Raw genomic sequence first — 11,574 nt, 5'->3', positions numbered from 1 at the left:
CACAGATGACAAAGACGTCAGTGGGAGCAGCGGCGTTCGCCGTCTCGTCTCTCGTCCTTCTCGCCGGCTGCGCCGGCACCTCGGAAGGCGCCCCCGCCGACCGCGACCTGACGGTCGTCGTCGCGGTCGAGCCGGTCTCCCTCGATCCGTGTGACACACAGGATGCCGCGAACGCGGTCGTGCTGCGCTCGAACGTGACGGAGTCGCTCACGCACATCGACCCCGCCACAGGGGAGGTCGAGCCGTTGCTCGCCGAGTCGTGGGAGCAGAAGGACGACCGCACGTGGACGTTCAGCCTGCGGGAGGGTGTGACGTTCCAGGACGGAAGCGCCTTCGACGCAGAAGCGGCCGCCGCCAGCATCAACCGCGTCGTCGACCCTGAGCTGAACTGCCAGAACCTCGACCAGTTCCCCTACCCGCTCACAGCGACGGCGATCGACGCCACGACGCTGGAGATCGTCTCCGAGACGCCCGACTCCATCCTTCCGCTGCGCATCAGCTACGCCGACATCAGTGCGCCGAGCACACCGGCCGATCAGAAGACCTCGGAGCCCGTCGGAACGGGTCCCTATTCCTTCGAAGACTGGGTTCAGGGTGAATCCGTGACGCTCGCGCGATACGACGGCTACTGGGGTGATTCCCCCGAAGCGACCGGGGTCACCTACGTCTACCGCTCCGAGCCCTCGGTTCGCGCGGGCATGGCGAAGACCGGTGAGGCGAGCATCGCGGTGCCCGTCTCGGTGCAGGATGCGACCACAGACGACCGCACGAAGGAGTACAGCGACAACCGCGTGTTCTTCCTTCGCACGCCCACCGAGAAGGCGCCGTTCACCGACATCCGGGTGCGTCAGGCCGCCGCCTACGCCATCGACAAGGAGACGATCGTCGCCTCGCTGATGGACCGCGCCGGTGTTCCCACCGATCAGATCGTCGCCTCGACGGTGAACGGTTTCGTCGACGGCTACACCGGCCCGGGTTACGATCCCGAGAAGGCCAAGGAGCTCCTGGCCGAGGCGAAGGCCGACGGCGTCGACGTCGACGCCCCGTTCGACCTCGTGACCCGTCCCGACCTGTTCCCCGGCTCCGACGAGGTCATCCAGGCGGTGCACCAGAACCTGCAGGAGGCCGGCTTCTCGGTCAGCATCCTGAGCCTCGACACCGACGCCTGGCTGCAGCTTCTGCGAGCTCCCTTCCCCGAGGACCAGAAGGCGAACATCATCGCGATCTCGCACGACAACGTCTCGGGCGACGCCAGCTTCACCTTCCCGAAGTACATGGGCAGCGAAGGCTCGAACTCCACCGTCCGTAGCCCCGAGATCGACGCCCTGCTGCAGCAGGCCGAGCTCGCGGTCGGTGACGAGCGATCCGGGCTCTATCAGGAGGCCGCGTCGTACGAGTACGACGAGGTCGGCGCGTTCCTGCCCATCGCCCTCCAGTCGAAGCTGTTGATGCTCGGCCCCGGTATCGAGTACGAGCCCAACGGACTCACCGGCATCGAGCTGCGCATCTCCGACGTCCATTTCGCCAACTGACCCCGAGGGCTGCGGCCGGCCGTGAACCGGCCGCAGCCCTTCTGGAGCTGACACCCCATGTGGAAATTCTTGCTGCGACGGCTGGTCACGAGCGTCGTCACCGTCATCGGCGTCGTGGTGATCGTCTTCTTCCTGGCGCGACTGACCGGCAGCCCCGCGAACCTGTACCTTCCCGAAGGCGCGAGTCCTGAGCGCTACGCCCAGTTCAACGCGCAGTACGGTTTCGACCTGCCCGTCTGGGAGCAGTTCCTGAGGTTCCTGGGAGGCGCGGCGCGTCTTGACTTCGGCGACTCCATCTGGCAGCAACGTCCTGCGCTCGTCGCCGCGGCGGAGGCCATGCCGCCCACGCTCGCACTCGCAGCGATCGCGCTCACCCTGTCGTTGGCGATCGCCGTCCCCTTGGGGGCCGTCGCCGCGCGACGCAAGTTCCGCCCGATGGACAAGGTGATCACATTCTCCTCCCTGACCACCGCGAGCATCCCCGACTTCTGGTTCGCCCTCGTGGGCGTGCTCTTCCTCTCCATCCAGCTCGGTCTGCTGCCCACCTCCGGTGCAGCGACACCGGCCGCCTGGATCCTGCCCGTCGCCACGCTGATGCTGGCGCCGCTCGGTGTGCTCATCCAGGTGACCCGGGGGGCGATGATCGACGCTCTCGGTTCGGGCTACGTGCAGAACGCCCGCGCGCGAGGTTTCGTCGGCAACAGGCTCGTCTACCGTCACGCCCTGCGCAATGCGGCCCTGCCGATCATCACCGTCGCCGGAGACCGCGCCGCCGGGATGGTGAACGGTGCGATCATCGTGGGCACCGTGTTCGCCTTCCCCGGCATCGGAACGCTCATCGTCGGCGCGGTGCTCAACCGCGACTTCGCTCTCATCCAGGCCAGTGTGTTCATCGTCGGCATCGCCGTCGTGCTGCTGAACATCCTGGTCGACCTCACCTACGCCCTCGCCGATCCGCGCGTGCGCATCAGCTGAAACGAGGAGACGATCATGACTCCGACCCAGGCAGCCGCCACCACGAGCCCTCCGAGCGCCGCTGCGCCCTCCGAGCAGGGCTCACGGGCCAGGCGGGGCTCTCGGCGCGGGCGAGGTGCCGATCTGAAGCTCTTGGCGGCCTCGCCGAGTGCCCTCATCAGCTCGCTCTGGCTCGTCGTGCTCGTGCTGATCGCGGCGGTCGTGCCGATCTTCGTCACGGACGCCGCGAACCACCAAGACCTCGCCCTGCGCTTCCTCCCGCCCTTCAGCCTCGACGACGGCTTCGCCTTCGTGCTCGGCGCCGACAGCCTGGGCCGGCCGATCCTGCTCCAGCTCATCGTGGGAGCGCGCACCTCCCTGGTCGTCGCGGCGTGCACGGTGGCGATCTCGGCGGTCGTGGGATTCGCCATCGGAGTCGTCTCGGGCTTCTTCGGAGGCTGGGTCGACACCGTGCTGATGCGACTCGCCGACATCCTGCACACGGTGCCCTCGCTCCTCCTGGCACTCGCTGTGCTGTACGTGCTCCAGCCGAGCATCACGAACCTGGTCCTCGTGCTGGCGGTCACGCGCATCCCCGTCTACCTGCGCACGGCTCGCGCTCAGACGCTCGAACTGCGCGAGCGGGTGTTCGTGGAGTCGTCACGGTCGATCGGGGCCAGCAGTTGGCGCATCATGGCGAAAGACATCACCCCCATGGTGACCCCCACCGTGCGCACGCTCGCGATGCTCGAGGTCGCCAACGTCATCCTCGCCGCCGCGAGCCTCAGCTTCCTCGGCATCGGCCTGCAGAGACCCGACGTCGACTGGGGCATGATGGTGGCCGACGGCCGCTCGTACCTGAACGTGGCGTGGTGGGTGACGGTCTTCCCGGGACTGGCCATCGTGGCGACCGCTCTGGCTGCCAACCTGCTGTCGAACTGGCTGCGGGCCATCGAAGACCCCACGCAGCGCGGCTTCTTCGTGAAACCGGCACGACGAACCCGCGTCTCGCGCAGGGCTTCCGACCGCCCCGCGATCGAGAAGGGAACGCGCTCATGAGCGACTCACCGGCCGCGCTCGAGGTCGACGACCTGCGCATCACGTTCCATGGCGAGCGGGGCGACGTCGATGCCGTGCGCGGTGTCTCGTTCTCGCTCGCGCAAGGGGAGAGCCTCGCCCTGCTCGGGGAGAGCGGATCGGGCAAGACCGTCACGGGACGAGCCCTGCTCGGCCTGGTCGATCGCCCCGGTCAGGTCACCGGGTCGATCCTCTACAACGGCGAGCAGATCGTCGGGCGCAGCGAGGAGCAGCTCAGGGCGGTGCGCGGCGTCGGGCTGTCGATGGTGTTCCAGGACTCGCTCGACAGTCTGAACCCGGTCTTCTCCGTCGGGTCGCAGCTCACCGAGATTCTCCGGGTGCGCCGTGGTGCGAGCCGCCGCGAGGCCCGTGAGGAGGCGTTGCGGTTGATGGAGTCCGTGGGCATCCCCGACGCCGCGTCTCGCATCGACGACTATCCGCATCAGTTCTCCGGAGGGATGAGACAGCGCATCTGCATCGCCATGGCCATCGCCTTGAAGCCGAAGGTGCTCATCGCCGACGAGCCGACCACGGCACTCGACGTGACCGTCCAAGCCGGCATCCTCCGGCTGCTTCGCCGGTTGCAGCGCGAGCACGACATGTCCGTCATCTTCGTGACCCACGATCTCGCCGTCGCACGACTCGTCGCCGACTCCGTGCTCGTCATGTACCGCGGCGAGATCGTCGAGCGTGGAGTGCTGGAGGAGGTGTTCGAGCGACCGCGGCATCCGTACACCAAGGCGCTGCTCGCCGCCCATCCTGCCCGGGCCGCGCGTTGGCAGGACCTGCGGTCGCTCGAGGACGGCGTGGCCTCCGTCGACGACGGCCGAGACGACCCGCTCATCACCCCGGTCATGGGTGAGACCATCCTCGAACAAGGGGCAGTCAATGACTATCGCCGATGAACCGACTATCGCCGATGAACCGATCCTCCGGGTCGACGGGTTGACGAAGGAGTTCCGCGGCCCGCGTCGCCGCGGGGTGCGCACCACCGTCCGGGCGGTGAACGAGGTGAGCTTCGAGGTGCGGGCGGGGGAGTGCCTCGCGATCGTGGGCGAGTCAGGGTCGGGGAAGTCGACGCTCGCGCGTTCGGTCCTCCGTCTGGTGGAACCGGATGCGGGCACCGTCAGCTTCCGCGGGGTCGATCTGCTGACCCTCACGCCGGCCCAGATGCGCGCTGAGCGGAGGCACCTCCAGATGATCTTCCAAGACCCTTACGCCTCGTTGCATCCGCGAAGGACCGTGTCCGAACTCATCGCCGAACCGTGGGCGGTGCACAAGGACGTCGTCGCGCGCGCCGACCGGGAGGGCCGGGTGAAAGAGCTCCTCCGGCAGGTCGGCCTGCCCGAGTCGTTCGCCGACGACTATCCGAGTCGGCTGTCGGGAGGTCAGCGGCAGCGGGTGGCCATCGCCAGGGCGATCGGTGTGAACCCGCAGCTGCTCATCCTCGATGAACCCGTCTCAGCGCTCGACGTCTCGATCCAAGCACAGATCATCAAGCTGCTGATGACCCTCCGCGAGGAGCTGCGTCTGGCGTACCTGTTCATCTCGCACGACCTGGCGCTGGTGAGACTGGTGGCGGAGAAGGTGCTCGTGCTCTATCGCGGCGACGTCGTCGAGGCGGGGGACACGGAGACGATCTTCAGCCACCCGCAGCACGACTACACCCGCACGCTCCTGGCCGCCTCGCCACGCCTCGACGGCACGGCTACCGGGGAGCCGGACCGGTCGAACCCCGCACCAGCAGGTGGGGTCGGCTGATCTCCTGCACCACCACCGCCTCCCCGAGGATCTCCAGCAGCTTCGTCGCCACGGCACGACCGCGCTGAACCGCGTCGCGCTGCACGGTGGTGAGGCTGGGGTCGATCCAGGCGCCGATCGGTAGGCCGTCGAAGCCGATGACCGACAGATCGGTGGGCACGGCGAGACCGCGCGCGCGAGCGGCGCTGATCCCCGCGATGGCCATCGGGTCGGAGCCGTAGATGATCGCGGTCGGCTGCGCGGCGGTGCCGTCGAGAAGCGCCGCGGTTCGTTCCGCGGCGTGCTCCGGGCTGTACGGCACGGCCATGGAGGCGATCGGGCGAAGCCGCGCTGAGGCCATTGCCGCCTCGAACATCAGCCGTCGCTCCCGCGCCTGGACCCTGTCGTCGGGGCCGCCGATGTAGGCGATCCGCTCGTGCCCGAGATCGACGAGATGGCCGACCGCGTCGTCGATGCCCGCACCGGGAGGGTTCGAGTCGAGATGGGGCACCGGGTCGCCCTCGTCGGGTGTCCCGATCAGCACGGCAGGCAAGCCGAGGGAGCGCATGAGGGCGAAGCGACCGTCGCCGTACCGGCTGTCGGTGAGGATGACGCCGTCGACTCGCCGTTCGTCGGCCATCGCCCGGTAGGCGCGGGCTTCGTCTTCGGGAGTGCGGTCGATGAGATAGAGCAGCAGCCCGTACCCGGCAGGCGCCAGCACCGATTCGAGGCCCGAGATGAGAAGAGAGCTCGTCGCACCGATCTCCAGCGCCCCCGGCCGGTTGAGCACGAGGCCCACCGTCCGGCTCCGCGATCGCCGGAGTGCCACGGCCGCGGTACTCGGAGTCCAGTTCAGCTTCCGTGCGGCGTCGTGGATGCGGGCAGCTGTCGGCGCCGAGATACGACCGGTGCCGTTGAACACCTTCGACACGGCAGCGCGGGAGACCCCTGCGAGGGCTGCGACGTCGGCGATCGTCGGGCGGCGGCCGGGTGCGTCGGTCATGGGTGCTGCCCCTCACGTGTCGTCGGTTGGTGCCTCGAATCAGGGTAATCGATGCACCGGATGAACGTCTGCCCAACATCCGCCGACACCGACATCGGTCGTCGATGGCAGCGCTACAGTTATCGCACTCCGCACCGCCGACGCGCGCGGAGGTCAACACCGTCGACCGGGATGGGCTCGGTGCGACACGACACCGGAGGTGCGAAATGCCGTTTGTGACCACAGACGATGGCGCGGAGATCTTCTACAAGGACTGGGGGAGCGCTGACGCGCAGCCGATCGTGTTCCACCACGGATGGCCGCTGTCGTCCGACGACTGGGACGCCCAGATGCTCTTCTTCCTGGGCGAGGGCTACCGGGTGGTCGCGAGCGACCGGCGTGGTCACGGGCGCTCCTCGCAGATCGCGACCGGGCACGACATGGACCATTACGCCAGCGACGTCTCCGCCGTGGTCGAGCATCTCGACCTCCGCAACGCCATCCACATCGGGCATTCGACCGGTGGCGGCCAGGTCGCTCGCTACGTGGCGAAGTACGGCGAGCCGCAGGGGCGGGTGGCGAAGGCCGTGCTCGTGGCGGCGGTGCCGCCGCTCATGGTGAAGACCGACGCCAACCCCGAGGGCACGCCGATCGAGGTGTTCGACGGCTTCCGCTCCGCTCTCGCCGCCAACCGCGCCGAGTTCTTCCGCGACGTGGCGGCCGGGCCCTTCTACGGCTTCAACCGCGACGGCGTCGAGGCGTCGGAGCCGGTCATCCAGAACTGGTGGCGCCAGGGCATGATGGGCAGCGCGCTCGCCCACTACGAGGGCATCAAGGCGTTCTCCGAGACCGATCAGACCGACGACCTGAAGTCGATCACCGTGCCGGTGCTCGTGATGCAGGGCGACGACGACCAGATCGTGCCCTACAAGGATGCTGCGCTCAAGCAGCACGAACTGCTCGCGAACTCGACTCTCACGATCTACGAGGGGTACCCCCACGGCATGCTCACCACGCACGCCGACGTGCTGAACCCCGACCTGCTCGCCTTCATCAAGGCGTAGCAGGCCTGCTCAGTGCCGGCTCAGGCCCGCCACCACCGGTCGAAGGGGGTGGCGGGCACCGCCCGCTTGTGGCGGGTGGCGAGGAACCGCTTTTCGATGGCCTCGGCGACGTCGTCGGCCACCTCGTGGCCCTCGAGGTAGTCGTCGATGTCGCTGTAGGCGAGGCCGAGGTTGCTCTCGTCGGTCTGCCCTGGCGTGTGGTCGAGCAGGTCGGCGGTGGGCGCCTTCTCGTAGAGGCGGGCGGGGGCCCCCAGGTGCTGCAGCAGCGCCTTGCCCTGGCGCTTGGTGAGCCCGGTGAGGGGGGTGATGTCGACCCCGCCGTCACCGAACTTCGTGAAGAACCCGGTGACCGCCTCGGCGGCATGGTCGGTGCCCACCACGAGCAACCCCCGCTCGCCGGCGAGCGCGTACTGCGCCACCATGCGGGTGCGCGCTTTGACGTTGCCCTTCGCGAAGTCGGACATCGCCGTACCGGTCGCGTCGGCGTAGTCGCGCACCACACCGTCGACCCCGTGCTCGATGTTCACCACGACGCCGGGGGCGGCTCCGATGAAGCGCAGGGCGAGCTGAGCGTCGTCTTCGTCGGCCTGCACCCGGTAGGGCATCCGCACCGTCACGAACTCCGCGTCGACACCCTCCTCACGCAGTCGCTCGACGGCCAGCTGGCACAGCCGCCCGGTGAGGCTGGAATCCTGCCCGCCGCTCACGGCGAGCACGAAGCCCTTTGCCCCCGTCGTCATCAGGTAGTCGCGGAGAAACCCGACCCGCCGCTCGACCTCGGCCGCGGGATCGATCTCAGACCGAACGTCGAGCTCGTCGATGATGTCCTTCTGAAGCGCACGCATACGTCGATTATCCTCGCTTCATCCCACCGGCGTCGCCCCTTCGGTGAGGATGTCACCATGACCCCCCACGAGACGGACGCGCCCGACGCACGAGTCGTGCGGCTCCTTCCCGACTACGCCGACACCCCCATCTGGCTGAGCGGTCCCTTCCCGTTGGAGCAGACGGGCCTGTCCCACGACCTCGTCGCGAGATTGAGCGCCTGGGAAGTCGCCTACTACGGCCTGCTCACCGACGACTTCGAGTGGCGCTCGACGGACGCGCTCCACCGCTACGAGGTCGAAGGACGCGGTCTCGCGGAAGAGCTCGCGGTCCAACTCGGATCAGAGTTCGAGGTCGAGTACCGCTCGTTCGAGCGCGAACCACGTCCAGGTGCTTCATAGCCCGCTGCCCGCGACGAACAAGGTCGCGCACGCTGCGTTCGTCCTCCGGGTCGACCGGGCCGCGCGGTAGCGGAGGGCTGCTCGCGAAGGCTCGGGTCAGGGGGTGCCCTGGACGGCGGCGCGGATGCGGTCGAGGGGGAACTTGGGGGAGCGGTCGGCGTAGAGGAGGCCGTTGGTCTCCTGGCCGGTGTCGGTGAGCTGGGTGTAGCAGAAGCCGGCCAGCGGTTCGGCCGAGCCGACCGCGGTGAGGATGGCCGTGACCTGCTGCTCGAAGGCCTCGGTGTCGCGGGCGCTCGAATAGCCCCAGTCGCCGGCGGCCCCCGTCGCGAGGCTCACCCCGCCGAACTCCGTGAGCATGATCGGGCGGCTTCCGTGCGATCGCCCGCCGACGACCAGACGCCGCCCGGCCGGCCCGAAGCCGTCGATCATGCGGTCGAGCTCGTCACGGTCGCCGTAGCGGCGGGCGAGCACGGCCGGGTCGGCCTCGTAGTCGTGGATGGTCATGATGTCGGAGTCGGTGTGCTCCCATCCGTCGTTCGAGATCACGGGGCGCGTGCCGTCGAGCGTGCGCGTGAGCTCGGTCACGGCACGACTGAACGCTCGTTGCCGCTCGTCGTGAGCGATGTGCTGCACCCCCCAGCTCTCGTTGAGGGGCACCCAGGCCACGATCGACGGATGCGACAGGTCGCGTCGCAGCACGGCCGTCCATTCCGACACCAGCGCCGTCACCGCCCGTGGGTCGAAGGCGTAGGCGCTCGCCGTCTCGCCCCAGAGCATCAGCCCGAGGCGATCGGCCCAGTAGAGAAAGCGCGGGTCTTCGGCCTTCTGATGCACGCGCGCCGCGTTGAAGCCGAGCTCGAGGATGAGCTCGACCTCCCGGCGCAGCATCCCGGCCGTGGCGGCGAGGTGGGTCTCCGGCCAGTAGTTCTGGGCGAGCACGGCCCGCAGCGGGAGGGGTCGGTCGTTCAGCAGGAAGGCTCCCGCCGTCACGGCCACGCTTCTCAGGCCGAGGTAGCTCGACACCGTGTCGATCGGCTGCGGCTCGGCCGGCCGGCGGAGGGTCACCGTGGCGCCGATGAGCGTCGGCCGCGCGGGGCTCCAGAGCAGTTCCTCGTACTGCTGGCCGTTGAGCTGGCGGGGGATGACCAGCCGCACCGAGGCCTGGCTCCGGCCGAGGGTCTGCACCGAGCCGGCGGCGACGGTCTCGCCGTCGTGGGTGAGCTCCACCTCGACCGTCGCTGCTGCGCCCACCGCGCCGGAGAGCTCGATCTCGGCCTCGACGGTCGCGGTCGCGGCATCCGCCCGCCAGACGATGTCGCTCACCGAGACCTCGGGCACCCACTCCAGCCAGACCGGCTGCCAGATGCCCGTGGTGCGGTGGTACCAGATGGCGTGCGGCTCCTCCCGCCAGTCCTGCTTGCCGCGCAGCACCGACACGTCGTCGGGGCGGTCGACGGCCCGCACCACCACGGTCAGGTCGGCGTCGCCACGCCGTGCCGCATCGCCGGCGAACGGTGTGACGTCGGCAGTGAACGGCGTCTGCCCGCCCGAGTGCTGCGCCACCAGAGTGCCGTTCACCCAGACGCTCGCATCGTGGTCGACGGCGCCGAAGTGCAGCAGCACCCGGCCGGCGGCGCCCGGCGCCGCACCCGCCTGCTGCAGTTCTGCGGCGCCGACCGTGCGCCGGTACCACGCCGACTGGTGCATCGCGGTGTCGTGGATGCCCGAGGCGGGCGACTCCGGGGGGAACGGCACCTCGATCACCCGGGAGAAGGGCACCTCGTCGTGGGTGTACTCGAGCCCGTCGTCCCACGCGAACTCCCACGGGCCCGACAGCTCGCACCATGCGGCGCGCACGAGCTGGGGCCGGGGGTACGCGCCGTCGAGCGCGGTGGCGTCGGGCGGTGTCTCGGCGGTCGTTCGCTGCGCTGCGGCCCGGGGGAGTACGTCGACGCCGATGAGGGAGGTCGAGGCGGTCATTGCGCTGGTCCTTTCGTGCTGGCACGGTGGGCGATCGAGAACCCCACCGTGTGCATGCCCGGCTCGGCCGGCTGGGCGAACAGGAGATCGATGGCCTTGGTGACGAGTTCGCCGGTGTGAGGCGACACACTGCTGAGGGCGGGCGTGGCGTAGCGCCCCTCCTCGATGTCGTCGAAGCCCATCACGGCGACGTCGTCGGGTACCTTGACCCCGGCGGTGGCGAGCACGTGCATCGCACCCAGGGCGAGGAGGTCGTTGAAGGCGAACACGGCGTCGGGCCGGAGGTCTTCGCTCAGGATGGTGCGCGCCGCCCGGGCCCCGTCTTCGCGGTGGAAGCCGTCGACGGGGAGGATGAGCGACTCGTCGACGTCGATCCCCGCTTCCTCGAGCGCCGCGCGGTACCCCGCGAGGCGCAGGACGGCCGTCTCGTTCGGGCCGTGCTGCTGCGCGCCGACGGCGACGATGCGGCGGCAGCCGAGGCCGATGAGGTGTTCGGTGGCGGCCTTGGCGGCTGCGGTGTTGTCGACGGTCACGTGCGGGAAGGCGCTGTCGCCGATGTGCTCGCCGAGCAGCACGAGCGGGGTGCTGTCGTGCCGGCCCTCGAGCTCCTTCGCTCCGAGCGCCAGGGGACTCATGATGATGCCGTCGACGGCCGTCGCTCCGATGCCCTCGCTGATCTTGCGCTCGACGTCGGCGAGGCCGTCGGTCTGATTCACCAGCACCGTGATCGTTCGACCCTGCGCCTCGCGCACCAGCTCGGCGGCGAGTTCGGCGAAGTAGGGCTGGCTGAGCTCGGGCACGGCGAGGGCGATCATGCCGCTGCGGCCGCTCCTCAGCTGCCGCGCGGCGGCGTTCGGCCGGTACCCCACCTCGACCAGGGCGAGCTGCACGCGTTCGCGCAGTTCCGCGGTCACCCAACCGGTGCCGTTCACCACGTTCGAGACCGTCTTGGCCGAAACGCCGACACGATCGGCAACGTCTTTCAGTGTGGGCCGCCCCATCGCCGACCTCCTTTCCCA

At 69.2% G+C, this 11,574-nt stretch carries 11 protein-coding genes; 7 read left to right on the top strand and 4 right to left on the bottom strand.

Translation table 11 applies throughout. The features are described 5' to 3' along the window. The first annotated feature begins 5 nt into the window (after positions 1-5). The 5 genes from ABFY20_RS11925 to ABFY20_RS11905 are packed head-to-tail and all read left to right on the top strand — an operon-like array spanning position 6 to position 5,324. The gene (locus ABFY20_RS11925) at positions 6-1,532 is read left to right on the top strand and encodes an ABC transporter substrate-binding protein (protein ID WP_368496466.1); all 1,527 of its coding nucleotides are present in this window, start codon (positions 6-8) and stop codon (positions 1,530-1,532) included. A gap of 57 nt (positions 1,533-1,589) precedes the next feature. After that, complete coding sequence (locus ABFY20_RS11920) at positions 1,590-2,507, top strand: ABC transporter permease (RefSeq protein ID WP_368496465.1); 918 nt, start codon at positions 1,590-1,592, stop codon at positions 2,505-2,507. Between the two features lie 15 nt (positions 2,508-2,522). Then, positions 2,523-3,545, top strand: coding sequence for an ABC transporter permease (locus tag ABFY20_RS11915; protein WP_368496464.1), 1,023 nt, complete (start codon positions 2,523-2,525; stop codon positions 3,543-3,545). After that, the gene (locus ABFY20_RS11910) at positions 3,542-4,468 is read left to right on the top strand and encodes an ABC transporter ATP-binding protein (RefSeq protein WP_368496463.1); all 927 of its coding nucleotides are present in this window, start codon (positions 3,542-3,544) and stop codon (positions 4,466-4,468) included. Before ABFY20_RS11915 ends, ABFY20_RS11910 begins: the two co-directional genes overlap by 4 nt. Continuing rightward, on the top strand, positions 4,452-5,324 hold the full coding sequence (locus ABFY20_RS11905; protein WP_368496462.1) for an ATP-binding cassette domain-containing protein: 873 nt from the start codon (positions 4,452-4,454) through the stop codon (positions 5,322-5,324). The genes ABFY20_RS11910 and ABFY20_RS11905 overlap by 17 nt, the downstream gene beginning before the upstream one ends. Here the strand turns inward: ABFY20_RS11905 and ABFY20_RS11900 are convergent. Continuing rightward, positions 5,272-6,306, bottom strand: a complete 1,035-nt coding sequence (locus ABFY20_RS11900; protein ID WP_368496461.1) for a LacI family DNA-binding transcriptional regulator — start codon at positions 6,304-6,306, stop codon at positions 5,272-5,274. The genes ABFY20_RS11905 and ABFY20_RS11900 overlap by 53 nt on opposite strands. A gap of 206 nt (positions 6,307-6,512) precedes the next feature. Here ABFY20_RS11900 and ABFY20_RS11895 point away from each other — a divergent pair, with 206 nt between their 5' ends. Next, a complete protein-coding gene (locus ABFY20_RS11895) occupies positions 6,513-7,349 on the top strand; it encodes an alpha/beta fold hydrolase (protein ID WP_368496460.1) in 837 nt (278 codons plus the stop codon). 20 nt (positions 7,350-7,369) lie between these two features. On the opposite strand, the gene nadE is transcribed toward ABFY20_RS11895, so the two are convergent. Continuing rightward, positions 7,370-8,194, bottom strand: coding sequence for an ammonia-dependent NAD(+) synthetase (gene nadE / locus ABFY20_RS11890; RefSeq protein WP_368496459.1), 825 nt, complete (start codon positions 8,192-8,194; stop codon positions 7,370-7,372). A gap of 57 nt (positions 8,195-8,251) precedes the next feature. Between nadE and ABFY20_RS11885 the strand changes: the two genes are divergently transcribed. Next, on the top strand, positions 8,252-8,575 hold the full coding sequence (locus ABFY20_RS11885) for a hypothetical protein (protein ID WP_368496458.1): 324 nt from the start codon (positions 8,252-8,254) through the stop codon (positions 8,573-8,575). A gap of 96 nt (positions 8,576-8,671) precedes the next feature. On the opposite strand, the gene ABFY20_RS11880 is transcribed toward ABFY20_RS11885, so the two are convergent. Both ABFY20_RS11880 and ABFY20_RS11875 read right to left on the bottom strand, forming a co-directional pair. Continuing rightward, positions 8,672-10,555, bottom strand: coding sequence for a glycoside hydrolase family 2 protein (locus tag ABFY20_RS11880; RefSeq protein WP_368496457.1), 1,884 nt, complete (start codon positions 10,553-10,555; stop codon positions 8,672-8,674). Continuing rightward, positions 10,552-11,556, bottom strand: a complete 1,005-nt coding sequence (locus ABFY20_RS11875; protein WP_368496456.1) for a LacI family DNA-binding transcriptional regulator — start codon at positions 11,554-11,556, stop codon at positions 10,552-10,554. Before ABFY20_RS11875 ends, ABFY20_RS11880 begins: the two co-directional genes overlap by 4 nt. Positions 11,557-11,574: the final 18 nt, after the last annotated feature.

Source organism: Herbiconiux sp. A18JL235, assembly GCF_040939305.1.
In the GTDB taxonomy this organism is placed as follows: Bacteria; Actinomycetota; Actinomycetes; order Actinomycetales; family Microbacteriaceae; genus Herbiconiux.
This window is presented reverse-complemented; position numbering and strand designations above follow the sequence as displayed.